Raw genomic sequence first — 25,530 nt, 5'->3', positions numbered from 1 at the left:
GCGGCCCTTATTGGCCAGGGATGAAAGAATGAATGCACTACGTTTGACGAGCCTCGCCGTGCTGGTTTGCGGCCTGCTGGCCCTTTCCGGCTGTGACGATAAAAACAATCAGCAAGCCGTGCAGCCCACCGCCTCTGCCACAGTGGAACAAAACAGTAAGGCTGAAACTAAGCCAGATGCTGCTCAACTGGAAAAACTGGCACAGCAGTCTGCGGGCAAGCCGCTGAAGCTGCTGGATGCCTCTGAAGTGCAGTTAGACGGTGCCAGTACGTTAGTGCTGACCTTCTCGATTCCGCTCGACCCCAATCAGGACTTCAATAAGGTTGCCCATCTGGTGGATAAAACCAGCGGCAAAGTGGACGGCGCCTGGGAGCTTTCCAACGATCTAAAAGAACTTCGTCTGCGCCACCTGGAGCCTAAACGTACGTTGATTGTGACCGTTGACAGCGGGCTGCTCGCGCTCAATAAAGCGACGTTCGACGACAGCTTTGAAAAGCAAATTGCCACGCGTGATGTTCAGCCGAGCGTTGGCTTTGCCAGCCGGGGCTCCTTGCTGCCGACCAAAGTGATTGCAGGGCTGCCGGTGATGGCGCTTAATGTCGATAACGTTGACGTTAACTTTTACCGCATTAAAGACAGTTCCCTAAGCGCGTTTGTCAGCCAGTGGCAGTACCGTAACTCGGTCTCTAACTGGGAATCTGACAATCTGCTGAAGTTGGCCGACCTGGTTTACACCGGGCGTTTTGACCTCAACCCTGCACGCAACACCCGCGAGAAGCTTATGCTGCCGCTCGGTGATATCAAACCTCTCCAGCAGCCCGGCGTCTATCTAGCCATCATGAGCCAGGCCGGGCATTACGCCTACAGCAACGCTGCAACCTTGTTCACGCTGAGCGATGTGGGCGTTTCGGTGCATCGCTACCACGACAGGTTGGACGTATTCACCCAGAGTCTGGAGAACGGTGCCGCGCAATCGGGCGTAGAGATCGCGCTGCTGAACGAAAAAGGTCAAACGGTAGGGCAAACGAAAAGCGACGGTGACGGGCATGCCACGCTTGAGAAGCTGAACAAAGGCACGTTACTGCTGGCGCGTAATGGTGAGCAAACTACGCTGTTGGATCTCAGCCGCCCGGCGCTGGATCTGGCGGAGTTTGATATTGCCGGAGAGCAAGGTTACAGCAAACAGTTCTTCATGTTTGGCCCGCGGGATCTTTATCGTCCGGGAGAGCCAGTTATCGTGAATGCCCTGCTCAGGGACGGAGACGGCAAACAGCTCCCGCCTCAGCCGGTGAAGCTTGAGGTTGTAAAACCGGACGGCCAGGTTGCCCGTACCGAAGTGTGGCAGTCTGCCAACGGACTTTATCAATTTACATATCCTCTGAGTGAAAGCGCGGCAACCGGTAACTGGCAAATGCGGGTCAACACCGGGGATAACCAGCCGCGTATCTGGTCATTTAAAGTTGAAGATTTCATGCCGGAGCGTATGGCGTTGAATCTCACGGCGCAAACTGCGCCGATAGCCCCTGAAGATACCGTCAATTTTGATGTTGCCGGGCGCTATCTCTACGGTGCGCCAGCCGCGGGTAACAGTCTTCAGGGGCAGCTCTTCCTGCGCCCTTTACGTGATGCCGTTGCAAAGCTTCCTGGGTTCCAGTTTGGCGATATTAATGAGCAAAACCTTTCCCGTAGCCTGGACGCCGTTGAGTTAACGCTGGATGAGCAGGGGCATACGACCGTCAGCGCCGAAAGCCAGTGGGGAGATGTGCATTCACCGCTGCGTCTTATTTTGCAGGCAAGCCTGCTGGAGTCCGGCGGTCGCCCGGTGACTCGTCGCATGGAGCAGGCTATCTGGCCTGCTCAGGCTATGCCGGGGATCCGCCCTCAGTTTGCCAGCAAAGAGGTCTATGACTACCGGACCGACACTACCCGCACTCAGCCGATTGTCGATGAAGACAGCAGCGCAGGTTTCGACATTGTGTATGCCGATGCACAAGGCGAGAAACTGGCGGTGAAAGACCTGGATGTCCGCCTGATTCGCGAGCGTCGGGACTATTACTGGAGCTGGGAAGAAAGTGAAGGCTGGCGGTCTCAGTACGATCAAAAAGATCTGGTGGAAGCCGAGCAGAAGCTGACGTTGGCTGCCGGGGAAACGGGTAAAGTGGCCTTCCCGGTGGAGTGGGGCTCGTACCGTCTGGAAGTTCGCGATCCAGAGAATAACCTCGTCAGCAGCCTGCGCTTCTGGGCCGGCTACAGCTGGCAGGATAATAGCGATGGCACCGGTGCAGTGCGTCCGGACAGAGTGACGCTAAAAATAGATAAACCGTCTTACAAAGCTGGCGATACCATCAATCTGCATATTGCCGCGCCTGCCGCAGGTAAAGGTTATGCGCTGGTGGAATCCAGTGACGGGCCGCTGTGGTGGAAAGAAATAGATGTTCCAGCAGACGGCATGGATCTCGCCATTCCGGTGGATAAGAGCTGGCAGCGGCACGATCTTTACTTAAGCACCGTGGTTATTCGCCCTGGAGACAAGGCGCGTTCCGCCACGCCTAAACGCGCGGTTGGTATCCTTCATCTGCCACTAGGAGACGAGAGCCGCCGTCTCGATCTGACGTTGCAAAATCCAGCCAAAATGCGCCCTAACCAAAACCTGACGGTTAAGGTAAAGGCCAGCATGAAAAATGGTGAAGTACCGAAGCAAATTAACGTGCTGCTGTCCGCCGTGGACAGCGGCGTACTTAATATCACCGATTACAAAACGCCGGATCCGTGGGACGCCTTCTTTGGGCGCAAGCGTTATGGTGCAGACATCTACGACATTTACGGTCAGGTGATTGAAGGCGAGGGGCGGCTAGCTGCTTTGCGCTTCGGCGGTGACGGCGATGAAGGTGATGAGCTAAGCCGTGGCGGTAAAAAGCCGGTGAATCACGTCACTATCATCGCTCAGCAGGCCCAACCTGTTGCGTTGGATGAAAACGGCGAAGGAACGGTGACGCTGCCAATTGGTGATTTCAACGGCGAGCTGCGGATTATGGCGCAGGCCTGGACCGACGATCGCTTTGGTAATAGCGAAGAAAAAGTCACGGTTGCCGCGCCGTTAGTGAGCGAACTGGCCGCACCGAGATTTATGGCGAGCGGTGATACCAGCCGCCTGGCATTGGATCTCACTAACCTGACGGACAGGCCTCAGCAGCTTAGCGTGGCGCTTAGCGCTCAAGGGCTGTTAGCGCTCAATGGCGCGTCGACGATGGATGTGAAGCTGGCGCCAGGTGCTCGCGGCACGCTGTTTATTCCCGTACGTGCGCTGGAAGGTTTCGGTGACGGTGAAATCAAAGCCGTGATTAACGGACTTGCTCTGCCAGGTGAAACGCTGGCTGATCCAATCAAACAGTGGAAAATCGGCGTTCGGCCTGCATTCCCTGCGCAGACGGTGAACAGCGGTGCTGTGGTTAAACCCGGCGAGACATGGACGCTTCCGCCTAAGCATCTGTCCGGCATTGCTGAATCAACCCTGGAAGGTCAGCTATTGTTGAGCGGCCGTCCGCCACTGAACCTGGCGCGTTACATTCGTGAGCTAAAAGCGTATCCGTATGGCTGTCTTGAGCAAACGACCAGCGGGCTATTCCCGTCGCTCTACACCAACGAAACTGAGCTGAATGCACTGGGCATCAAAGGTATTACCGACCAACAGCGCCGGGCAGCCATTGATGTTGGCATTGCCCGCCTGCTTGAAATGCAAAGCGATAATGGCGGTTTCGGGCTATGGGATAAAGCAGGGCCGGAAGAATACTGGTTGACGGCCTACGTGACCGACTTCCTGGTGCGAGCTGGCGAACAGGGTTACAGCGTCAATGGGGATGCACTTAACAACGCCAATCAGCGCCTGTTGCGCTACCTTCAGGATCCTGGTTTGATTGCCTTACGCTACAGTGATGACGCTCCGGCCAGCCGCTTCGCCGTTCAGGCTTATGCCGGGCTGGTTCTGGCCCGTCAGCAAAAAGCACCGCTTGGGGCATTACGCGAACTTTGGCAACGTCACGAGCAGGCTCGAGCCGGGCTGCCACTCGTGCAGTTGGGGGTTGCCCTGAATCTCATGGGGGATGAACCTCGCAGCCAACAGGCGATTGCTTTGGGGCTCAAAACTCAGCGAAGTGATAAACAGATCTGGATGGCGGATTACGGCAGCGAACTGCGGGATAAAGCGATGATGCTCAGCCTGCTGGAAGAGAACAAGCTGCTACCTGACACCCAGAATCAGTTGTTGCTTGAGCTATCGGACATGGCCTGGAGTCAGCGTTGGTTATCCACTCAGGAAACCAATGCATTGTTCATTGCCGGTCACGGTCTGCAAAACGTGAAAGGTGACTGGCAGGCGCAGACCTCGCTTGGTGCGCAGCCACTAGCTTCCAGCCAGTCGGTAACGCGTAATCTTAGTGCGCAGCAGCTTTCTGGTCTGCAGGTGACCAACACTGGGATGGCCAGCCTCTATTTACGCCTCGACAGCGCGGGGTATCCGCAGCAGGCGCCGGCTGCCTTCAGCAATGTGCTGCATATTGAACGTCACTTCCTTGATGCGAAAGGCAACACCCGGTCGCTTTCTTCACTGAAAAGCGGTGAGCTGGTTATGGTGTGGCTGGATGTTTGGGCAGACAAGAACGTACCGGATGCGCTGGTTGTCGATTTACTGCCGGCCGGGCTGGAGCTGGAAAACCAGAATCTGGCTAACAGCAGCGCCAGCCTGGGGGACAGTGCGAGTGAAATACAGACTCTGCTCAACCAAATGCAGCAGCAGGATATCCAGCATATGGAGTTCAGGGATGACCGCTTTGTGGCCGCGCTGCCGCTGAATGAGGGCCAGCATGCAACTCTTATTTACCTGGCCCGGGCCGTCACGCCGGGAAGCTACACTGTGCCAGTTCCGCAGGTGGAATCCATGTACGTTCCGCAGTGGCGGGCAACCGGTAGCAGTACCGGCACGTTGACCGTTGTGCCGTAAGCAGAACGTCGGTGCTTAACGGATCAAGGCTACGCTGGCGGCGGGGTTATCTCTGGCTGATAGCCCCGCTGCTGGCTGCCTCTTTTGTCTGGCTGGCGGATAAACTCTGGCCGCTGCCGCTGCAAGAGGTCAATCCAGCCCGGGTGGTGGTCGCGGCAGATGGCACGCCGCTTTGGCGTTTTGCTGATGCCGAAGGGATCTGGCGTTATCCCGTGGTGTTGAACCAGGTTTCTCCCCGCTACCTGGAAGCGCTAATCGGCTATGAGGATCGCTGGTTTTGGGATCATCCCGGCGTCAATCCTTTCTCAATCTTGCGTGCGGCCTGGCAGGATCTTCGAAATGGAGAAGTGATCTCCGGCGGCAGTACGCTGACGATGCAAGTTGCGCGCTTATTGGATCCTCACCCCCGAACTCTCGGAGGTAAAGTTCGCCAGGTCTGGCGAGCCTTTCAGCTTGAGTGGCATCTTTCAAAAACGGAGATCCTGACGCTCTACCTTAATCGTGCCCCCTTTGGCGGTACCTTACAGGGGATCGGCGCGGCAAGCTGGGCCTACCTTGGAAAAGCGCCCGATCGGCTAAGTTATTCAGAAGCCGCCTTGCTTGCCGTGCTGCCTCAGGCTCCCAGCCGCCTGAGGCCCGATCGCTGGCCTGAACGGGCACAGCAGGCGCGGGATAAGGTATTGCGCCGCATGGCGGAGCAGGGCGTGTGGTCACATAAGCAGGTCGAAGAGGCTTTGCAGGAGCCGGTCTGGCTGGCACCGCGGCAGATGCCGCAGTTGGCTCCGTTACTGTCGCGGGCGCTGGTAGCGAAAAGCAAGTCAACGTTGATTACGACCACGCTGAATGCACCTTTACAGCGCCAACTGGAAGAGCTGGCGCTGAACTGGAAATCACGCCTGCCGTCTCGCTCCTCGCTAGCCATGCTGGTTGTTGATCACACAACTATGCAGGTTCGCGCGTGGGTTGGCTCAGCGGATATCAACGACGACAACCGTTTTGGACACGTTGATATGGTCACCGCGATTCGCTCGCCGGGGTCCGTGTTAAAACCGTTTGTTTACGGCATGGCGATGGATGACGGGCTGATTCATTCGGCGTCGTTGTTGCAGGACGTCCCGCGCCGGTTTGGCGATTATCGCCCTGGGAACTTCGACACCGGTTTTCACGGGCCGGTAAGCATGAGTGATGCCCTGGTGCGTTCGCTGAATTTGCCAGCTGTTCAGGTGCTTGAGGCCTACGGGCCGAAGCGTTTTGCCGGGCAGATGGCTAACGTGGGGCTTAATCTTCGCTTCCCTCAGGGCAGCGAGCCCAACCTGTCGCTTATTCTTGGGGGCGGCGGTGCCAGGCTGGACCAGATAGTGGCTGCCTACAGCGCGTTTGCCCGTCATGGCAAGGCCGCTCAGTTGCGGGTGCTGGAGAGTGATGCCCTGCGAGAGCGCCCACTTATGTCGCCTGGTGCGGCCTGGATTATCCGCCGTATTCTTGCCGGAGAAGCCCAGCCTCAGTCAGATGCTTCTTTACCTCCCGTCGTCCCTCTGGCGTGGAAAACCGGGACCAGCTACGGGTATCGTGATGCCTGGGCCATAGGCATTAATTCGCGCTATCTGATTGGCATCTGGACCGGCAGACCTGACAGCACACCGGTGGCGGGGCAGTTTGGGCTGGGCAGTGCCGTACCGCTGCTGAATCAGGTGAATAATTTGCTGCAGGCTAATTCGCGCGTACAGCAGCTCCATTTGCCGGCCGATCCCCGGCCAACGTCTGTCACAGCCGCAGAGATCTGCTGGCCTGGCGGGCAGGCATTACCCGTCGGAGATGTAAACTGCCGTCGCCGTCTGGCAACCTGGCTTCTGGACGATGCTCAGCCGCCCACGCTGCTGGCACCGGGGCAAGAAGGCTTGCAGGGCACGCGCCAGCTTATTTGGGTTGACGCGCAGGGGAAGCGAGTGGCAGCCGATTGTCCTGGGGCTATTCAGCAGACAGTTGCTCTCTGGCCATTGCCCCTTGAACCCTGGCTACCCCCGGCTGAGCGCCGTGCTGCTCGCTTGCCTGTCGTTTCAGCCAGTTGCCCACCTCTACAGAAAGAGAGCGCAACGCCGCTGTTGTTGCTTGGCGTGCGTGATGGCACTATTTTGAAACGCTTACCGGGGCAGATGCAGCTCCCGCTGCGGCTTTCCAGTCAGGGTGGGCAGGGCCAGCGGTGGTGGTTTATCAACGGGGAAAGTGAAGAGAGCAAAGGCGATGGCCTGGCCTTAATGCTCAATAAACCGGGCGACTATCAGGTCGTGGTGATGGATGAGTCCGGGCAGGTTGCCAGCGCGGCCTTTACCCTGCAGTGACGCCAAAACGTGAAATTTCGCCCGCTGCAGCAATAGTGTTGCCAAAACTAATCTTATTTTAAAAAAATGTTATCTCCATCCATAGGCAACGACAAACTTGCTCTTTATAATCTGCGCCAATTTCATAACCGGGTTTCCCGGACACACAGAACATCTACAGAGGTAATCATGGCTATTGAACGTACTTTTTCCATCATCAAACCAAACGCGGTGGCAAAAAACGTTATTGGTAACATTTATGCTCGTTTTGAATCTGCAGGGTTTAAAATCGTTGGCGCAAAAATGCTGCACCTGACCGTTGAGCAGGCTCGTGGTTTCTACGCTGAGCACGACGGTAAGCCGTTCTTCGACGGTCTGGTTGAGTTCATGACTTCTGGCCCAATCGTTGTTTCTGTGCTGGAAAGCGAAAACGCAGTACAGCGTCACCGCGACCTGCTGGGCGCAACTAACCCGGCTAACGCACTGGCTGGTACTCTGCGTGCAGACTACGCGGACAGCTTCACCGAAAACGGCACCCACGGTTCTGATTCCGTAGAATCCGCAGCCCGTGAAATCGCCTACTTCTTCGGCGAAGGGGAAGTGTGCCCACGCACACGCTAAAATATCCGTCATCCTTTGAGCCGCAGGGGTGTTAGCTGCAGGAACTCATCCCAGTCACTTACCCAAGTAAGCTCCTGGGGCTCATTCCCTTGCTGCCTACCTGCAACTCAAATGATTTTGGATATTCCCGACGTGAAAGCTTATGTGACATTTTTTAATCGTTGTTCGCTTTCAGTCGTGGCATCTATGCCATAGAATTTGTACAATGCAACGCCCCCGGAAGAGCCTGCTCACCGGGGCGTTTCTTTTTCTAACCCTCCAGGGGCCATAACGTGTAACAACGAGGCCGGAAAACATTATGTCTGAAATGAACACGCCTGAAGCAACACCTGTTGTTGTTTCCAATAAAGCCGAAAAAATTAACCTGCTCGATCTCAACCGCCAGCAGCTGCGCGAGTTTTTCGCCGAGCTGGGTGAGAAACCTTTCCGTGCGGATCAGGTCATGAAGTGGATGTATCACTACTGCAGTGATGACTTCGACGAAATGACGGACATCAACAAGGTCCTGCGCAATAAGCTGAAAGAGATCGCCGAGATTCGTGCACCTGAAGTTGCTGAAGAGCAGCGTTCTGCCGACGGTACCATCAAGTGGGCAATCAAAATTGCCGACCAACTGGTGGAAACGGTGTATATCCCGGAGGAAGATCGCGCCACGCTGTGTGTTTCTTCTCAGGTTGGCTGTGCGCTGGAATGTAAATTCTGCTCAACCGCGCAGCAGGGCTTTAACCGTAACCTGCGTGTGTCTGAGATTATTGGTCAGGTCTGGCGCGCGGCGAAGATTATCGGTGCGCAGAAGAAAACCGGCGTGCGCCCTATCACCAACGTGGTGATGATGGGCATGGGCGAACCGCTGCTGAACCTGAACAACGTGGTTCCGGCAATGGAAATCATGCTCGACGACTTTGGCTTTGGCTTGTCCAAACGTCGCGTAACGCTTTCCACCTCTGGTGTGGTACCCGCGCTGGACAAGCTCGGGGATATGATCGACGTCGCGCTGGCTATTTCCCTGCACGCGCCGACCGATGATATTCGCGATGAAATCATGCCGATCAACAAAAAGTACAACATCGAAACCTTCCTGGCGGCCGTTCGTCGTTACCTGGAGAAATCCAACGCCAACCAGGGCCGCGTTACGGTGGAATACGTTCTGTTGGATCACGTCAACGACGGCACAGAGCACGCGCATCAACTGGCCGAATGCCTGAAAGATACGCCATGCAAAATCAATCTGATTCCATGGAACCCGTTCCCGGGTGCGCCTTATGGCCGTAGCTCCAACAGCCGTATCGATCGCTTCTCTAAAGTTCTGATGAGCTATGGTTTTACTACCATTGTTCGTAAGACTCGCGGTGACGATATCGATGCTGCATGTGGTCAGCTGGCAGGTGAAGTGATTGACCGCACCAAGCGTACTATGCGTAAACGTATGCAGGGTGAACCTATTGCCGTGAAGGCCGTCTGATAAGAGATAGCTATTTACCGCGCTGAGCGAGGGTGCTTCGCGCGGTATAAAAAACGGGCAAAAGTGTATGTGTCGTCAATAACGTGGCCTAATACATCATTCAGGATAATAATTACGGTGCGTTTCTGGCGGCTTTAAGGCAGTATGTAGCGTCGCAACAACAGTTTAGTTGTGCCCATTTCGTAAAGTTAACGGACAACCTGTCAAAGGGTGACTATGGTTAACTCACCGGCGGGTCCGGCAACCCACTAAAATACCAGCTAGCGCTAACAGCATGGCGGGTATCGGGTTTTTTTACTGAGGGGTAGCCTTCAGGTATCAGATTTGTTTCGCGGTGCGAGTCAATCTGACGTAGCGGAGACGCTGCGGTACAGGACTTGTGCCAAATTCTTTAATTTGAACAGTACCAGCAGTTGTAGCTAATGAATACTGAAGCCACTAACGAATCAAATGCAGCACAAACCACAGGCCAGCGTTTACGTAATGCACGTGAGCAAATGGGGCTCAGCCAGCAGGCTGTAGCCGAACGCCTGTGCCTGAAAGTTTCCACCGTCAGGGATATCGAAGACGACAAGGCGCCTGCCGAGCTGGCGTCGACTTTCCTGCGTGGCTATATCCGCTCTTATGCGCGACTGGTTCATATTCCTGAAGAAGAGCTGTTGCCGATGATGGCGAAACAGGCGCCGATTAAGGCAGCCAAAGTTGAGCCGATGCAAAGCTTCTCTCTTGGTAAGCGTCGTAAAAAGCGCGACGGCTGGCTGATGAGTTTTACCTGGCTGATTCTGTTCGTAGTGATTGGCCTGACGGGCGCATGGTGGTGGCAAAACCACAAAGCTCAGCAGGAAGAGCTGTCTACGATGGCCGACCAGTCAACCACCGAACTTTCTGCAAGCAGCGGCCAGTCTGTGCCGCTGAACACCGGCAGTGATACTTCTACCGATGCAGCATCTACATCAACCCCTGCGCAACCTGTTGAACTGCCTACGCCAGTGGAGAGCACCGCTTCTTCTTCTGCGCCAGCCCAGCAAACGGCTGCTACAGATGCGGCTCAGCAATCTGCCGTTGTGGCGCCAAGCCAGGCACCAGTTGATAACGCCCAGACAACGCCAGCGCCAACTGCAGGCCAACTGCCAACCGACCAGGCTGGCGTAAATCAGAGCGCGGATGCCTCTCAAGGGCTGTCCATGCACTTCACCGCTGACTGCTGGCTGGAAGTCACCGATGCCAGCGGCAAAAAGCTGTTTAGCGGCCTGCAGCGCAAAGATGCGAAGCTCGATTTAGCGGGTAAAGCACCTTATAAACTGAAAATTGGCGCCCCGTCAGCAGTACAGGTTCAATATCAGGGTAAACCTGTGGACCTGAGTCGCTTTATCAGAACTAACCAGGTTGCACGTCTCACTGTCGGTGCTGAATAATCAGCGCCAGTTCAGACGCGTAATTGTGGAGATTTACCATGCATAATGCCGCACCCATCCAACGTCGCAAATCCAAGCGGATCTACGTCGGTAATGTGCCAATCGGCGATGGTGCCCCTATCGCCGTTCAGTCGATGACCAATACGCGTACCACCGATGTGGAAGCTACGGTTAATCAAATCAAAGCATTAGAACGCGTGGGTGCCGATATTGTTCGTGTATCCGTGCCGACAATGGACGCCGCAGAGGCGTTTAAGCTTATCAAGCAGCAAGTCAGCGTCCCGCTGGTCGCCGATATCCACTTCGATTACCGTATTGCGCTTAAAGTCGCGGAATATGGCGTTGATTGCCTGCGTATTAACCCCGGCAACATCGGCAACGAAGAGCGTATTCGCTCGGTGGTTGACTGCGCACGCGATAAAAACATTCCTATCCGTATCGGCGTGAATGCCGGTTCTTTGGAAAAAGATTTGCAGGAAAAATACGGAGAGCCGACGCCTCAGGCGCTGCTTGAATCCGCTATGCGCCACGTCGATCATCTCGATCGCCTCAACTTCGATCAGTTTAAGGTGAGCGTAAAAGCGTCGGACGTATTCCTGGCCGTTGAGTCTTATCGCCTGTTGGCGAAACAGATCGATCAGCCTTTGCACCTCGGGATCACCGAAGCGGGCGGCGCGCGCGCGGGCTCTGTAAAATCTGCTATCGGCCTCGGGCTGCTGCTCTCTGAAGGGATCGGCGACACGCTGCGCATTTCCCTGGCAGCGGATCCGGTGGAAGAGATCAAAGTGGGCTTCGACATCCTTAAGTCGCTGCGCATTCGCTCCCGTGGGATCAACTTTATCGCCTGTCCAACTTGCTCACGTCAGGAGTTTGACGTTATCGGAACGGTAAACGCTCTGGAGCAGCGTCTGGAAGACATTATCACCCCGATGGACGTTTCCATTATCGGCTGTGTGGTGAATGGCCCGGGCGAAGCGCTGGTTTCCACCCTTGGGGTCACCGGCGGCAATAAAAAAAGTGGTTTCTACGAAGATGGCGTTCGCCAGCGAGATCGTATGGACAACGACGACATGATTGCGCAGCTTGAAGCGCGTATTCGTGCCAAAGCCAGCATGCTGGATGAAAAACAGCGTATTGATATCCAACAGCTGGAAAAATAATGCGAAGCATGGGAAGCACAAGGCTTCCCGTGTATGATTGAACCCGCACGGCCGTTTACCTGAGTAAGTGGCCTGATTTCGGGTTCATTTTTTGTATATAAAGCAGAGAACAAACGTGGCAAAAAATATTCAAGCCATTCGCGGCATGAACGATTACCTGCCGGGCGAAACCGCCATCTGGCAGCGTATTGAAGGCATTCTTAAGCAGGTGCTCGCGAGCTACGGTTACAGCGAAATCCGTTTGCCGATTGTAGAGCAGACCCCGTTATTCAAACGCGCTATCGGTGAAGTCACCGACGTGGTTGAAAAAGAGATGTATACCTTTGAGGATCGCAACGGCGACAGCCTGACCCTGCGTCCTGAGGGCACCGCGGGCTGCGTGCGTGCCGGTATCGAACATGGTCTTCTGTACAATCAGGAACAGCGTTTGTGGTACATCGGGCCGATGTTCCGCCACGAACGTCCTCAGAAAGGGCGTTACCGCCAGTTTAATCAGCTGGGTGTGGAAGTGTTTGGCCTGAACGGCCCGGATATCGACGCCGAGCTTATCATGCTGACCGCTCGCTGGTGGCGCGCGCTCGGCATTGACCAGCACGTAAGCCTGGAGCTCAACTCCATTGGTTCTCTGGAAGCACGCGCTAACTACCGTGATGCGCTGGTGGCTTTCCTGGAGCAGCATAAAGAGAAACTGGACGAAGACTGCAAACGCCGCATGTACAGCAATCCGCTGCGCGTGCTGGATTCCAAAAATCAGGACGTTCAGGCTCTGCTGAACGATGCGCCTCAGTTGGGCGATTATCTTGATGAAGAGTCCCGCGAGCACTTCGCCGGTCTGTGCCAGTTCCTGGATGCTGCAGGCATTGCTTACACCGTTAATCAGCGCCTGGTTCGCGGCCTGGATTACTACAACCGCACCGTATTCGAGTGGGTGACCAATAGTTTAGGTTCCCAGGGTACCGTGTGTGCCGGTGGCCGCTACGATGGTCTGGTGGAACAGCTTGGCGGGCGCGCGGCGCCAGCAGTTGGCTTTGCCATGGGCCTCGAACGCCTTGTTTTACTGGTTCAGGCGATTAATCCTGAATTTAAAGCCGAATCCGTTGTCGATATGTACCTGATATCTTCAGGTCAGGGAACGCAGGGCGCGGCAATGCTGCTGGCTGAAAAGCTACGTGACCAGGTGCCGGCCCTGAAATTGATGACTAACTACGGCGGCGGTAACTTCAAGAAGCAGTTCGTTCGTGCCGACAAGTGGGGCGCTCGCGTTGCACTGGTGCTGGGTGAAGATGAAGTCGCTAAAGGCGAAGTCGTGGTTAAGGATTTACGCACAGGTGAGCAACAAAACGTCGCGCAAGCCGACGCTGCCGCCCATCTGCAGGCGTTACTGGGTTAATTACCCGGTGATTATTCGTTAAGGAGAAGGACTGCGTGGAAGTTTACGAGAACGAAAACGATCAGATGGAAGCGGTTAAACGCTTCTTTGCAGAAAACGGCAAAGCGCTGGTAGTCGGGGTTGTGCTGGGTATCGGCGCTCTGGTGGGCTGGCGTTACTGGAACGGCCATCAGGACGACTCCATGCGCGAAGCCTCCCTGGCATACCAGAATGTGACCAGTGCGGTGAAAGCTGATCAGCCACAGACGCTGGAAGCGGTTGAGAAATTTGCCGCTGATAACAAAAATACTTATGGCGCGCTGGCGGCATTAGAGCTGGCGCAGCAGTTCGTGGATAAAAACGATCTGGATAAAGCGGCAACGCAGCTGCAAAACGGCCTTAGCAGTACCAAAGATGCGAACATGCAGGCGCTGATCAATCTGCGTCTGGCTCGCGTTCAGATTCAGCAGAAACAGGCTGATGCCGCGCTGAAAACCCTGGATAGCGTGAAAGGCGAAGGCTGGGTAGCGATGGTTGCCGACCTGCGCGGCGAAGCGCTGCTCAGTAAAGGGGATAAGCAGGGTGCTCGTGATGCGTGGAGCAAAGGTTCACAGACCAATGCTTCTCCGGCCCTGCGTGAAATGATGCAGATGAAAATCAATAATTTGTCCAGCTAAGAGGGACCCGATGCAATTGCGTAAACTATTTGTGCCTGGGCTGCTCTCTTTGACGCTGCTCAGCGGCTGCTCCCTGTTCAGCGGCGAAGAAGATGTGGTTAAAATGTCCCCGCTGCCAACGGTGGAAAACCAGTTCACTCCGGAAAAAGCGTGGAGCACGTCCGTGGGTGATGGAATCGGTGATTTCTACTCTAACCTGCATCCGGCGTGGCAGGGCAGCACCATCTATGCTGCTGACCGTCGCGGTACTGTGAAAGCGCTGAATGCGGACGATGGCAAAGAAGAGTGGAAGGTCGATCTCTCTGAGAAAACCGGCTTCTTCTCCAGCAATATTCCTGCTCTGCTGTCTGGCGGCCTGACCGTTGACGGCGGCCACGTTTATGTCGGCACCGAAAAAGCGAAAGTCTTCGCCCTGAATACCTCCGACGGTAGCATCGCCTGGCAGGCAAAAGTAGCTGGTGAAGCGTTATCTCGTCCGGTCGTGAGCGACGGCGTGGTGCTGATTCATACCAGCAACGGTATGCTGCAAGCACTGAACGAAGCAGACGGTGCTGTTAAATGGAGCGTTAACCTCGATATGCCTGCGCTGTCACTGCGCGGCGAATCGGCTCCGGCCACCGCCTTTGGTGCCGCTATTGTCGGCGGAGATAACGGCCGCGTTAGCGCCGTGCTGATGCAGCAGGGCCAGCTTATCTGGCAGCAACGTATCTCCCAGGCTACCGGCGCGACAGAAATCGACCGCCTGAGCGACGTTGATACAACGCCGGTTATCGTTAACGGCGTGGTTTACGCGCTGGCTTACAACGGCAACCTGACGGCGCTGGATCTGCGTTCAGGCCAGATCATGTGGAAACGTGAGATGGGCTCGGTGAACGACTTCATCGTGGACGGGAACCGCATTTACCTGGTGGATCAGAATGACCGCGTTGTGGCGCTGAACGTCGACGGCGGCGTAACGCTGTGGACGCAAAGCGATCTGCTGCACCGCAACCTGACCGCGCCAGTGTTGTACAATGGCTACCTGGTTGTTGGCGACAGCGAAGGCTACATGCACTGGATCAACAACGATGATGGGCGCTTTGTTGCCCAGCAGAAAGTGGACAGCTCCGGCTTCCAGACGACGCCAGTAGTTGCCAGCGACAAACTGCTTATCCAGGCAAAAGACGGCACGCTGTACGCCATCAAACGCTAAACTTGTCGGATAATCGTCACGTTTGAAACGGTTCCCGTAGTTCGGGAGCCGTTTTGGCTTTTTAAAAACAGCCGAAAATTGACGCTGTTTTATTAATAAATTTTGAGTAATGAGGCTTTTATAATGGTACCTGTGGTCGCGCTTGTTGGGCGCCCTAACGTCGGTAAATCGACCCTGTTTAACCGCTTAACGCGTACCCGCGATGCGCTGGTTGCGGATTTTCCGGGGCTGACTCGCGATCGCAAGTACGGTCGTGCGGAAGTCGAAGGCCGTGAGTTTATCTGTATTGATACCGGCGGTATCGATGGCACCGAAGATGGTGTGGAAACGCGTATGGCCGAACAGTCGCTGCTGGCGATTGAAGAGGCGGATGTTGTGCTGTTCATGGTGGATGCGCGTGCGGGCCTGATGCCTGCCGATGAAGCCATCGCTCAGCACCTGCGCTCCCGCCAGAAGCCAACCTTCCTGGTGGCGAACAAGACCGACGGTCTTGACCCGGACCAGGCGGTGATTGACTTCTATTCCCTTGGTCTCGGCGAAATCCACCCGATTGCGGCTTCCCATGGCCGCGGCGTGACCAGCCTGCTGGAACACGTTCTGGTGCCGTGGATGGACGATATAGATCCGCGTGAGCAGCCGGAAGAGATGGACGAAGACGAAGCCTACTGGGCCGCGTTTAACGCCAAAAACGGTATTGTCTCCGAAGACGAAGAGTTTGAGGAAGAAGAGGAAGAAGAAGCCTTCAACCCTCAGGATCTGCCGATCAAGCTCGCGATTGTTGGCCGCCCTAACGTAGGTAAGTCCACGCTAACTAACCGTATCCTCGGCGAAGAACGCGTTGTCGTGTATGACATGCCGGGCACCACCCGCGACAGCATCTACATCCCGATGGAGCGCGACGAGCGTGAATTCGTGCTGATCGATACCGCGGGCGTGCGTAAGCGCGGGAAAATCACCGACGCGGTGGAGAAATTCTCGGTAATCAAAACCCTACAGGCGATTGAAGACGCTAACGTTGTACTGTTGGTTATTGACGCCCGCGAAGGCATTTCCGACCAGGATCTTTCCCTGTTGGGCTTTATCCTGAATAGTGGGCGCTCACTGGTTATCGTGGTAAACAAGTGGGATGGCCTGAGCAACGAAGTTCGTGAGCAGGTGAAAGAGACGCTGGACTTCCGTCTGGGCTTTATCGACTTCGCCCGCGTGCACTTCATCTCCGCCCTGCACGGCAGCGGCGTGGGTAACCTGTTTGAATCCGTGCGTGAAGCCTACGACAGCTCCACGCGCCGCGTAAGCACCGCGCTGCTGACCCGCATCATGAATATGGCGGCAGAAGACCATCAGCCACCGTTGGTGCGTGGCCGTCGCGTTAAGCTCAAATACGCACACGCCGGCGGCTATAACCCGCCAATCGTGGTGATTCACGGCAACCAGGTGAAAGACCTGCCGGATTCCTACAAACGTTACTTGATGAACTACTTCCGCAAATCGCTGGACGTTATGGGGACGCCAATCCGCATTCAGTTCAAGGAAGGGGAAAACCCGTTCGCCGGGAAACGTAACACCCTGACGCCGAACCAGATGCGTAAGCGTAAGCGTCTGATCAAGCACATCAAGAAAGGTAAGTAACGATTCACTAAAAATCGTTAGTGATTGAATAAACCAGAAATACGCATTATGGACTGCACCCCAAAAGTTGGATACCCAACTGAGTAAGGTGCAGTTTTTTTATGGAAAGACAAAAACATTTTCATGAAACCCGGTGTCATTATGGGGAGTGAGCAGTCTTAATCGATCTTAGGGTGTGATAGAGCTCATCCCGGGAATAAAACAAAAGCCTCTATGATTACTTTCCACAAAGCTGCAAAGGGATTTAATAGTGGATACTGTTGAGGAGCTAAACGGAACGTATTTCTATGCAGGGCGCTCTAATCTTACCGCCAGTGAGCTTTTTTTCATGATTTTTTGCGAGACAACAGCGGATCATTTTGGGATTGATGATGTGGTGGCGGTGGCAGCTCTTTATAGCGGAGTGAATAACCAGAAGACCAGAACGAAGCCGAAGGGGGCAAAAGAAGGTACTTCACGAGTTTCTAAAGTGATGAGGAAGTATTTTAAAACAGCAAAATTTCCCTTTGGGATCAAACTACCTACCTGGGTTGGTGGTTACACTCCCTGGACTGCGGAGCGCCGGATGGTAGCAAAAATCAGTACTTTTGTGGGGAGGACAATTCCCCTTGTAGGGGAGGTGATTTTACTCGCTGATGTATCTCAAATTGCTTACTGCTCAATACGTGATTACAACCGTATAGCGAGGGGTAAAGATAAATTATGGTAAATGACATTGAGCAACGTATTTTCGCGTTGGCAAAGCGCTATAACGGTGTTTATTTATTTAATAATGAAAAGAAGCAAAGGTTATTAACAGCAGATACAGATTTTGACACTGATATGCTTTTAGATATTGGTGAAGCCGAAGATTTAATGGATGAATTTTTCAAAGAATTTCAGGTTAGCAGAGAAAATTTCAAGATAGAAACTTACTATCCTGATGAGCCTTTTTCATGGAATCCGTTCAAGAAATGTCCACCAATCCCCGTTCCTGATTTCACTATCGGTATGTTGATTGAATCAGCAAAAGCCGGGAAATGGTTATACGACTAATCGTAAGCAAGGAGCTTTAGACATGGCTGTACCAGTACACTTATTTTTGACCGATGACGGTGGTGCAATAATCAGTGGCTCTTGTGATGTACAAGATCGTGAAGGAAGTGTCGAATTACGAGGCTTGCACCACTGCTTAACTATTCCTACCGATCCTATGACTGGAAAAGTTACCGGAACACGGCAGCATTCTCCATTCCAGTTTACCAAAGAGCTTGATAGTGCATCCCCGTACCTGTTCAAGGCGGCAGCGACCGGTCAGACGCTCAAATCAGCCGAATTCAGGTTTTATAACATTGATTACGCCGGGCAAGAGGTTGAGTATTACCGTATCACTCTGGAAAATGTGAAAGTTATTTCTGTCAGTCCAGTTATGCATGATACGCGGGGTTGCCCGGGAAGCGGTCATATGGAGGAGGTCGCCCTGAACTATGAAAAGATTACCCATCTGTACAAAGATGGTAATTTACTGGCTCATGATGCCTGGAATGAGCGTCCTGGTGCGTCGAATTTTTAATATACGCATGGGGGTACATAATTTGGTGTTTCAGGTCATTTATTTAAAACAAACGTAAAGCGCTCTATTTGCCATTCCTGTCAAATAGAGCTTGATAGCTAATGCGTTCCCCGTTTGAAGTGGAATGCATTGGTTCTGGCGTTAAACTTCCATCACTAACCTACGATGACTCAATCCTTCCAGTAATACCTCTGAACTCGCCACTGCCCCAAAAATCCCTCCCTGCATATGAATCATGCTCAGTGCCGCTTCGTGATGTTTTACTTCCGTTGCTGCACAGCAGTCGGTCAGGACCAGGCATTCAAAACCTCGGTCGTTGGCTTCGCGTAGCGTGGTATGCACGCAAACATCTGTCGTAATACCGCTCAGAATCAGATTGCGGATGCCCCGGCTGCGCAGGATCAGCTCTAAATCGGTGGCATAAAACGACCCTTTTCCCGGCTTATCAATAATCACTTCTCCCGCAAGCGGCGCCAGTTCCGGAATGATTTCCCAGCCCGGTTCCCCGCGCACCAGGATACGGCCGCAGGGACCATCGGCACCGATCTCGGCATTCATGCGTTTTGAACGCCAGCGCTTATTCGCTGGCAGGTCGCTTAAGTCCGGGCGATGCCCCTCGCGGGTATGAATAATCGGAAAGCCAAGCTCCCGCATCCGGGCCAAAACACGTTGAAGCGGTTTTATTGGCGCGCGCGTGAGCGCAATGTCATAACCCATGCTGTCGACATAGCCGCCTTTACCGCAGAAATCGGTCTGCATATCGATGACTATCAGCGCGGTGTCGCTGGCGCTATAGTGGCCATTAAAGGGCCAGGCGTAGGGCGTTGAATTTAGAGTGTAATCAGGCATTTTTTCCCTCCATGATGCTTGCTGGAGCTTCGCTTTTGACTTTCATTATCAGGGTGTAACTGATGGCCGCTGTCACCAGGCCAATGACTGCTTCGCCAAACTGTGGGAACAGCTGGTGGGCGATAACGGCGCACAGGCTGCCGATAGCCCAGGCCGCAAAGGCACTGCCGCGCATACGGCTTGTTTTACGGCTTTGGCTAATTTTGGCCATAAAAATCAAATCAACGATCATCACCGCGCCAAACGGCGGCACGACAATACCAAGCAGGCTCAGCCATTCCAGGAAATAAGACCACACGCCCGCTAACGCCAGTGCGCCGCCCGCCACGCCCAGGATAAGCGTCCAGAGCCGCATTTTGCTGTGGAACAGATGGCTGTAGCCAACCGCCCCGTTGTAAAGGCAGTGGGTACACACGGAGCCGAGATTAATAAACACAAACAGGCAGGCGATGGCCGACAGTAATTCTCCGTGCCCCATCAGAATCGGCAGGAAGTTTCCGCCGTTGCTGGCCGGGTCAACGGCCGCGCCGACCGCCACGATAACTACGCCAAAAAGATAAGAAATGACGTTGGCGACGGGGAAGGCTGAGAAAGCGGCTATCACGGCAGATTTCCCGTTTTTTGACCAGCGAGTGAAATCTGCGGTCATGGTGCCGGAATCGGCAAAGCCCGCCACCACCATGGTAACGGCAGTGCCCATGCTCATGGTGCCCACGGCGGCAGGGCTGCCGTGCCATTGCAGGGCGGCGCTGAAATCATGCTGCTGGCTAATCAGCCAAAGTGCGACCAGGCCAAGCACCACAAACAGCGGGGCGGCAATCATTCCCAGAATCGACAGGGCCCGCACGCCGAGGAACGTGACCCCGGTGTAGAGCACGATGGAGAACGCCGTCACCGCCAGCGCGTTCCAGCCGAACGTCTGATTGATCACGGTGCCGGTCAGGCCGGTCTGGAAGGCGTACCAGCCAATCACCACCGTAGAAAGAAAACCAGAGACCAAAATGTAGCCTTTAGTGCCGAAGGTGCGTTTGGCCTGCAGGGCGAAATTCATGCCCGTTTGCCCGGCAAACCAGCTGAGGGAACCCACGTAGGCAAACAGCACCAGGTTGCCGAGCAGAATAGCGATGATGGCCGGCCAGAAACCCAACGACCAGGTGATGATGCCGCCAAACAGCGCGTTGGTGAGGATCATCGGGAAGCCAAACCACACTGCCGAAACTGACCCGGTGGAGTGGCGATGGCTCAGCGGCACAGGTTCATGCTCAAATTCCTGCTCCAGGGCAGGGGATGATTTCTTATTCATGGACAACTCCGAGTGAAGCAGGGCTGATGTGGTTCCATGGTTGAATGCGCTCGAACGCGGCGCTTGCCGCGAGCACCAGGCCATCATCCAGATGACGACCCACGATTTGCAGTCCGACGGGCAGGCCGTCAGAGGTAAAGCCTGCGGGCACTGAAGCAGCCGGCTGGCCGGTAAAGTTGAAAGGGAAGCAGAACGAGAGCCAGTGGTCGCTTCTGACCATGCGTCCGTCTATGATTTCCGGCCCCTGCATGTTGAGCGGGAACGGCGGCACGGCGAGTGTGGGGGAAAGCAGCAGATCGTAGCGCTGCATAAAGCGCCAAAGCTGATTGCAGATTTTTTTACGCTGCGTGTTGGCATCGGTGAATGTTTCGGCCCGCCATGCGTGCTGTAGCATGGCGCTCAGGTGCGGCGACATGCGCGGCCCCAGTTCGGCCTGCATTTTACGCATGCCTGTCAGGTCGCTTTCAAAGGCGACAAGCGCGGCAAACGTCGAGACTTCATCGGCGATACCGGGGTCAACTTCATCCAGCTCAGCGCCCAGCTCACGTGCAAAACGATGCGCCGCTTCCGTCGTGACCCGGCGAACTTCGCGGTCAACCGCGACGTAACCAAAATCGGCGCTAAAAGCGATACGCAGGCCGCTCAAGGGCTTTTCTACCGAGGCCAGCCAGTCAACGTCAGAACTCGGGATTGAGTGGCGGTCGCGCATATCCGGGCCTGCCAGCAGCGACATCATCAGCGCGGCATCGCGCACGGTGCGCGTCATGGGGCCTATGTGCTCCAGTGACTCCCAGCTGGAAACGCCTGGATAGCGATCGTCGCGGCAGCCGGGCCAAAGCGGGACTCGTCCCATAGAAGCTTTCAGGCCATAAACGCCGCAGTGGGCGGCAGGAATGCGAACCGAGCCTCCGCCGTCGCTGCCAAGTGCAATCGGGCACATCCGGGCGGCGAGCGCGGCACCGGAACCTGCGCTGGAGCCGCCCGGTGTTTTGCTGAGATCCCAGGGGTTGCGCGGGGAGGGAAACAGAGGATTGTGCCCCACGCCGCTATAGCCGAATTCGGGGGCAGTGGTTTTACCCAGCAGGATGGCGTCTGCCGCCAGCAGACGCTCCACGGCGATATCGTCCTCTTCTGGCACAAAGTCCTGATAGGCGACAGAGCCTGACGTGGTCTTTACCCCGGCAGTACAAATCAGGTCTTTCACCGCCAGAGGAACACCCGCCAGCGCGCCTAAGGGTTGCCCGCTGGCACGCTTAGCATCAACGGCGCTCGCCTGAGCCAGAGCCAGCTCCGGCGTCGGGGTACAAAACGCCTGAATCAAGGGCTCACGCACCTGCTGGCGGTCAATGGCCGCCTGAGTGACTTCACGGGCTGATACCTCGCCACAGCGAATCAGTGTGGCCAGCGCAGTGGCATCTTTATCTAACAGCTCATCAAACATGAAAATCCTCCCCGATTGACCACGTAAAGGGAGTGATTCAATTATCATGCCAATGACTTCAAAAAATTGAAGGTGCCAGCTACGGCGCTATCTGGGATACCAGTTTGGATACAAGTGCTCATCCACGAAGGAAGATGCTGGGCAAAAACGGTGCATTAATGCGCTAACTTTGCCAGTCTTTTGCCCAATGCCGGAATGAATCCATCTTAACGTTATGGGTATATAATGGGGCACATTAATGATTTAGCGGGAGGAAAGGATGATGGTGAATTGCCCGACGTGTAAAAGCGAACTGAAACAAACGGACGATGGGGCGCATTGCGATGCCTGCGGGAAGGACTTCCGCCTGGAAGCGCTTTGCCCGGACTGTCACAAGCCGTTGCAGGTGTTGAAAGCGTGTGGGGCGGTGGATTATTTCTGCCAGCACGGCCACGGGCTGATTTCTAAAAAGCGCGTAGAGTTTGTACCCTCCGCGCTTTGAATGGCTTATTCGTCTTTCGCCGCGGGCTTACGCTTACGCGGCGCTTTCACCGGCTTAATGCCCGTCACCTGACTTTCGACCCAGCCGTCATCCAGGCGCGTGGTTAGCGTGTCCCCGGACTTCACCTGTTTGGTTTTCTTCAGTACTTTGCCGTCCTCAGCTGTTGTTACGCTGTAGCCGCGAGCGAGCGTCGCCAGCGGACTAACGGCTTCCAACTGAGCCAGCGCGGTGCCAAAGCGTTGTTTCGTCTGGCTGAGCTGAGCGCTTACTAACTGCGACAGCCGGTATTCCAGCTGCTGTAAGCGGGACTGGGCGCGGTGGATGCGGGGCTGAGGCTGCTGCTGGTTAAGGCGCTGGCTGAGACGCAACTGCTGCTGACTTGCCCGGCGCATTTTGCCGTCCATTGCCACGGTCAGGCGCTGGCGCAGGCGCTCAAGGGTGGTTTGCTGGCGAGCTAAACGTAGCTGAGGATGCTGCTGCTGCAGGCGGTGGTGCAACTGGGTAAACCGCCGCGAGCGTTGGGCGAGATAATAGTCCATCGCCATTTCCATACGCTGCTGCTGGGACTGGATTTGGCGCAGTAACTCCGTCTGATTGCGGCTGACGATTTCCGCCGCGGCGGACGGCGTCGGTGCACGTAAATCCGCGACAAAATCGGCGATCGTGACGTCAGTTTCATGCCCTACGGCGCTAACAACCGGGATCTTGCTTGCAAATATTGCCCGCGCAACCCGCTCATCGTTAAAGCTCCACAAATCTTCCAGCGAGCCGCCGCCGCGCCCGACAATCAGCACGTCACATTCGTTGCGCAGGTTGGCCAACTCAATGGCGCGCACAATCTGCAGCGGGGCGTCGGCGCCCTGAACGGCAGTCGGGTAGATGATGACCGGCAGGGACGGATCGCGGCGCTGTAAAACGTGCAGCACATCGTGCAGGGCCGCCCCGGTTTTAGAGGTAATTACACCGACCTGGCGAGCCGGAGCGGGCAGGGGCTGCTTGTGCAATGCGTCGAAAAGCCCTTCGGCGCTTAGCTTCTGCTTAAGCTGCTCGTACTGCTGTTGCAGCAGCCCTTCACCGGCGGGCTGCATACTTTCGACAATGATCTGGTAGTCGCCGCGCGGCTCGTAAAGGGTGATGTTAGCGCGTACTAACACTTGCTGCCCGTGCTGCGGGCGGAAGGTTACGCGGCGGTTGCTGTTGCGGAACATCGCGCAGCGCACCTGGGCGGTATCGTCCTTTAGCGTGAAGTACCAGTGGCCCGATGAAGGCTGGCTGAAGTTAGAGATTTCACCGCTGATCCAGACCTGCCCCATTTCCTGCTCAAGCAGCAAACGCACCGTCTGATTCAGGCGAGAAACGGTAAAAATTGAGGGGGAATTTTGTGTCGACATGTGAGCTGGATCAAATTCTAAATCAGCAGGTTATTAGGTCGATAGTACCTTCCGTTTCGCTATTAGCAAGGAGTTTTGCGAAAAAAGTGTGGATGCAATCGCTTACGCTCTGTATAATGCCGCGGCAATATTTTATCTGTTCTCATTCACCCCCAGGTTGAGATATTGCCATGCTACGTATCGCTAAAGAAGCACTGACGTTTGACGACGTTCTCCTCGTTCCCGCTCATTCCACCGTTCTGCCGAACACGGCCGACCTCAGCACTCAGCTGACCAAAACTATTCGTCTGAATATCCCTATGCTGTCCGCAGCAATGGATACCGTGACGGAAGCGCGTCTGGCTATCGCTCTGGCGCAGGAAGGTGGCCTTGGTTTCATTCACAAAAACATGTCCATTGAGCGCCAGGCTGAAGAAGTTAAGCGCGTGAAGAAACACGAAAGTGGCGTGGTAACTGACCCGCAAACCGTGCTGCCAACCACCACCCTGCGTGAAGTGAAAGAATTAACCGAGCGTAACGGCTTTGCCGGCTACCCGGTCGTCACCGAAGACAACGAGCTGGTGGGTATCATCACCGGTCGTGACGTGCGCTTTGTGACTGACCTGGCCCAGCCAGTTAGCGTGTACATGACCCCGAAAGAGCGTCTGGTTACCGTGAAAGAAGGCGAAGCGCGCGACGTCGTGCTGTCTAAAATGCACGAAAAACGCGTTGAAAAGGCGCTGGTTGTGGACGCGGGCTTCCACCTGCGCGGCATGATCACCGTAAAAGACTTCCAGAAAGCAGAGCGTAAACCTAACGCCTGTAAAGATGAGCAGGGCCGTCTGCGCGTTGGGGCTGCGGTTGGCGCAGGCGCAGGCAATGAAGAGCGTGTTGACGCGCTGGTCGCTGCTGGCGTTGATATTCTGCTGATTGACTCCTCTCACGGCCATTCCGAAGGCGTTCTGCAACGTATTCGCGAAACCCGTGCTAAATATCCTGACCTGCAAATCATCGGTGGTAACGTAGCAACCGCCGCTGGCGCTCGTGCCCTGGCTGAAGCTGGCTGCAGCGCGGTTAAGGTCGGGATCGGTCCTGGCTCCATCTGTACCACACGTATCGTTACCGGCGTAGGTGTACCGCAGATCACCGCCGTGGCTGACGCAGTTGAAGCGCTGGAAGGCACCGGTATTCCGGTCATCGCTGACGGCGGCATTCGCTTCTCTGGCGACATCGCGAAAGCCATCGCCGCTGGCGCAGCTGCCGTTATGGTTGGCGGTATGCTGGCCGGTACCGAAGAATCTCCGGGCGAAATCGAACTGTACCAGGGCCGTGCGTTCAAATCCTACCGCGGCATGGGTTCTCTGGGCGCGATGTCCAAAGGCTCTTCTGACCGTTACTTCCAGACCGACAACGCTGCAGACAAACTGGTGCCGGAAGGTATCGAAGGCCGCGTGGCGTATAAAGGCCGTCTGAAAGAGATCGTTCACCAGCAAATGGGCGGCCTGCGTTCCTGCATGGGCCTGACCGGCTGTGGTACTATCGACTTGCTGCGCACCAAAGCAGAATTCGTACGTATCAGCGGCGCGGGCATCCAGGAAAGCCACGTTCACGACGTGACGATCACCAAAGAGTCCCCGAACTACCGTATGGGTTCTTAATCTTTATGCACCCGGCTTTATGCCGGGTGTTTTTGTT

At 55.2% G+C, this 25,530-nt stretch carries 19 protein-coding genes; 15 read left to right on the top strand and 4 right to left on the bottom strand.

Translation table 11 applies throughout. From position 1 onward, the window contains the following. Positions 1-28: 28 nt before the first annotated feature. The 13 genes from LH23_RS22765 to LH23_RS22705 all read left to right on the top strand — a co-directional run bounded on the left by LH23_RS22765 (position 29) and on the right by LH23_RS22705 (position 18,391). Positions 29-4,996, top strand: a complete 4,968-nt coding sequence (locus tag LH23_RS22765; protein ID WP_039296141.1) for an alpha-2-macroglobulin family protein — start codon at positions 29-31, stop codon at positions 4,994-4,996. Positions 4,997-5,007: 11 nt separating this feature from the next. Continuing rightward, on the top strand, positions 5,008-7,335 hold the full coding sequence (gene pbpC / locus LH23_RS22760) for a peptidoglycan glycosyltransferase PbpC (protein ID WP_039296138.1): 2,328 nt from the start codon (positions 5,008-5,010) through the stop codon (positions 7,333-7,335). Between the two features lie 168 nt (positions 7,336-7,503). Next, positions 7,504-7,935: a nucleoside-diphosphate kinase gene (gene ndk, locus LH23_RS22755; RefSeq protein ID WP_039296136.1), complete on the top strand. Its 432-nt coding sequence runs from the start codon at positions 7,504-7,506 to the stop codon at positions 7,933-7,935. Positions 7,936-8,233: 298 nt separating this feature from the next. After that, entirely contained in the window at positions 8,234-9,397 is a 1,164-nt protein-coding gene (locus LH23_RS22750) for a bifunctional tRNA (adenosine(37)-C2)-methyltransferase TrmG/ribosomal RNA large subunit methyltransferase RlmN (RefSeq protein WP_008459410.1), read from the top strand. A 422-nt stretch (positions 9,398-9,819) separates the two neighbouring features. Continuing rightward, positions 9,820-10,812: a cytoskeleton protein RodZ gene (gene rodZ / locus LH23_RS22745; RefSeq protein WP_039296132.1), complete on the top strand. Its 993-nt coding sequence runs from the start codon at positions 9,820-9,822 to the stop codon at positions 10,810-10,812. A gap of 38 nt (positions 10,813-10,850) precedes the next feature. Next, a complete protein-coding gene (gene ispG / locus LH23_RS22740) occupies positions 10,851-11,972 on the top strand; it encodes a flavodoxin-dependent (E)-4-hydroxy-3-methylbut-2-enyl-diphosphate synthase (RefSeq protein ID WP_008459408.1) in 1,122 nt (373 codons plus the stop codon). 115 nt (positions 11,973-12,087) lie between these two features. Beyond that, complete coding sequence (gene hisS, locus LH23_RS22735) at positions 12,088-13,362, top strand: histidine--tRNA ligase (protein WP_008459407.1); 1,275 nt, start codon at positions 12,088-12,090, stop codon at positions 13,360-13,362. A gap of 35 nt (positions 13,363-13,397) precedes the next feature. Next, complete coding sequence (locus tag LH23_RS22730) at positions 13,398-14,018, top strand: YfgM family protein (RefSeq protein ID WP_039296129.1); 621 nt, start codon at positions 13,398-13,400, stop codon at positions 14,016-14,018. Between the two features lie 10 nt (positions 14,019-14,028). Then, positions 14,029-15,210 (top strand): outer membrane protein assembly factor BamB, encoded by a 1,182-nt coding sequence (gene bamB, locus LH23_RS22725; RefSeq protein WP_039296126.1) that lies wholly within the window; start codon positions 14,029-14,031, stop codon positions 15,208-15,210. A gap of 123 nt (positions 15,211-15,333) precedes the next feature. Then, positions 15,334-16,839 (top strand): ribosome biogenesis GTPase Der, encoded by a 1,506-nt coding sequence (der, locus tag LH23_RS22720; protein ID WP_039296124.1) that lies wholly within the window; start codon positions 15,334-15,336, stop codon positions 16,837-16,839. Between the two features lie 250 nt (positions 16,840-17,089). Continuing rightward, the gene (locus tag LH23_RS22715) at positions 17,090-17,548 is read left to right on the top strand and encodes an STM2901 family protein (RefSeq protein ID WP_039296121.1); all 459 of its coding nucleotides are present in this window, start codon (positions 17,090-17,092) and stop codon (positions 17,546-17,548) included. Then, positions 17,542-17,874 carry a DUF1493 family protein gene (locus tag LH23_RS22710; protein WP_039296118.1) on the top strand — a complete coding sequence of 111 codons (333 nt, stop codon included), beginning with the start codon at positions 17,542-17,544 and terminating at the stop codon, positions 17,872-17,874. The genes LH23_RS22715 and LH23_RS22710 overlap by 7 nt, the downstream gene beginning before the upstream one ends. Positions 17,875-17,896: 22 nt before the next feature. Continuing rightward, a complete protein-coding gene (locus LH23_RS22705; RefSeq protein ID WP_039296116.1) occupies positions 17,897-18,391 on the top strand; it encodes an Hcp family type VI secretion system effector in 495 nt (164 codons plus the stop codon). 141 nt (positions 18,392-18,532) lie between these two features. Here LH23_RS22705 and LH23_RS22700 read toward each other — a convergent pair whose 3' ends face one another. The 3 genes from LH23_RS22700 to LH23_RS22690 are packed head-to-tail and all read right to left on the bottom strand — an operon-like array spanning position 18,533 to position 21,984. Beyond that, positions 18,533-19,240 carry a cysteine hydrolase family protein gene (locus LH23_RS22700; protein ID WP_039296114.1) on the bottom strand — a complete coding sequence of 236 codons (708 nt, stop codon included), beginning with the start codon at positions 19,238-19,240 and terminating at the stop codon, positions 18,533-18,535. Next, positions 19,233-20,543, bottom strand: coding sequence for a purine-cytosine permease family protein (locus tag LH23_RS22695; RefSeq protein WP_039296111.1), 1,311 nt, complete (start codon positions 20,541-20,543; stop codon positions 19,233-19,235). The genes LH23_RS22700 and LH23_RS22695 overlap by 8 nt, the downstream gene beginning before the upstream one ends. Further along, positions 20,536-21,984, bottom strand: coding sequence for an amidase (locus LH23_RS22690; protein WP_039296108.1), 1,449 nt, complete (start codon positions 21,982-21,984; stop codon positions 20,536-20,538). The genes LH23_RS22695 and LH23_RS22690 overlap by 8 nt, the downstream gene beginning before the upstream one ends. 259 nt (positions 21,985-22,243) lie before the next feature. On the opposite strand from LH23_RS22690, the gene LH23_RS22685 reads away from it, so the two are divergent. Continuing rightward, entirely contained in the window at positions 22,244-22,465 is a 222-nt protein-coding gene (locus LH23_RS22685; protein ID WP_039296105.1) for a zinc ribbon domain-containing protein, read from the top strand. Positions 22,466-22,470: 5 nt separating this feature from the next. Here the strand turns inward: LH23_RS22685 and xseA are convergent, their stop codons facing one another. After that, positions 22,471-23,856 carry an exodeoxyribonuclease VII large subunit gene (xseA, locus tag LH23_RS22680; RefSeq protein WP_039296102.1) on the bottom strand — a complete coding sequence of 462 codons (1,386 nt, stop codon included), beginning with the start codon at positions 23,854-23,856 and terminating at the stop codon, positions 22,471-22,473. Between the two features lie 170 nt (positions 23,857-24,026). Between xseA and guaB the strand changes: the two genes are divergently transcribed. Further along, entirely contained in the window at positions 24,027-25,493 is a 1,467-nt protein-coding gene (gene guaB / locus LH23_RS22675) for an IMP dehydrogenase (RefSeq protein WP_008459401.1), read from the top strand. Positions 25,494-25,530: the final 37 nt, after the last annotated feature.

The sequence above is a fragment of the Cedecea neteri genome, assembly GCF_000758305.1.
GTDB lineage: Bacteria > Pseudomonadota > Gammaproteobacteria > Enterobacterales > Enterobacteriaceae > Cedecea > Cedecea neteri_C.
Note: the sequence above shows the minus strand (reverse complement) of the source record. Positions and strands in the feature narration are given on the sequence as shown.

What these genes read in the sequence shown, in the direction of transcription:
- LH23_RS22765 (WP_039296141.1), top strand. Translation starts at nt 29, where the DNA reads ATGAATGCACTACGTTTGACGAGCCTCGCCGTGCTGGTTTGCGGCCTG.
- ndk (WP_039296136.1), top strand. Translation starts at nt 7,504, where the DNA reads ATGGCTATTGAACGTACTTTTTCCATCATCAAACCAAACGCGGTGGCA.
- LH23_RS22750 (WP_008459410.1), top strand. Translation starts at nt 8,234, where the DNA reads ATGTCTGAAATGAACACGCCTGAAGCAACACCTGTTGTTGTTTCCAAT.
- rodZ (WP_039296132.1), top strand. Translation starts at nt 9,820, where the DNA reads ATGAATACTGAAGCCACTAACGAATCAAATGCAGCACAAACCACAGGC.
- ispG (WP_008459408.1), top strand. Translation starts at nt 10,851, where the DNA reads ATGCATAATGCCGCACCCATCCAACGTCGCAAATCCAAGCGGATCTAC.
- bamB (WP_039296126.1), top strand. Translation starts at nt 14,029, where the DNA reads ATGCAATTGCGTAAACTATTTGTGCCTGGGCTGCTCTCTTTGACGCTG.
- der (WP_039296124.1), top strand. Translation starts at nt 15,334, where the DNA reads ATGGTACCTGTGGTCGCGCTTGTTGGGCGCCCTAACGTCGGTAAATCG.
- LH23_RS22710 (WP_039296118.1), top strand. Translation starts at nt 17,542, where the DNA reads ATGGTAAATGACATTGAGCAACGTATTTTCGCGTTGGCAAAGCGCTAT.
- LH23_RS22705 (WP_039296116.1), top strand. Translation starts at nt 17,897, where the DNA reads ATGGCTGTACCAGTACACTTATTTTTGACCGATGACGGTGGTGCAATA.
- LH23_RS22700 (WP_039296114.1), bottom strand. Translation starts at nt 19,240, where the DNA reads ATGCCTGATTACACTCTAAATTCAACGCCCTACGCCTGGCCCTTTAAT.
- LH23_RS22695 (WP_039296111.1), bottom strand. Translation starts at nt 20,543, where the DNA reads ATGAATAAGAAATCATCCCCTGCCCTGGAGCAGGAATTTGAGCATGAA.
- LH23_RS22690 (WP_039296108.1), bottom strand. Translation starts at nt 21,984, where the DNA reads ATGTTTGATGAGCTGTTAGATAAAGATGCCACTGCGCTGGCCACACTG.
- LH23_RS22685 (WP_039296105.1), top strand. Translation starts at nt 22,244, where the DNA reads ATGATGGTGAATTGCCCGACGTGTAAAAGCGAACTGAAACAAACGGAC.
- xseA (WP_039296102.1), bottom strand. Translation starts at nt 23,856, where the DNA reads ATGTCGACACAAAATTCCCCCTCAATTTTTACCGTTTCTCGCCTGAAT.
- guaB (WP_008459401.1), top strand. Translation starts at nt 24,027, where the DNA reads ATGCTACGTATCGCTAAAGAAGCACTGACGTTTGACGACGTTCTCCTC.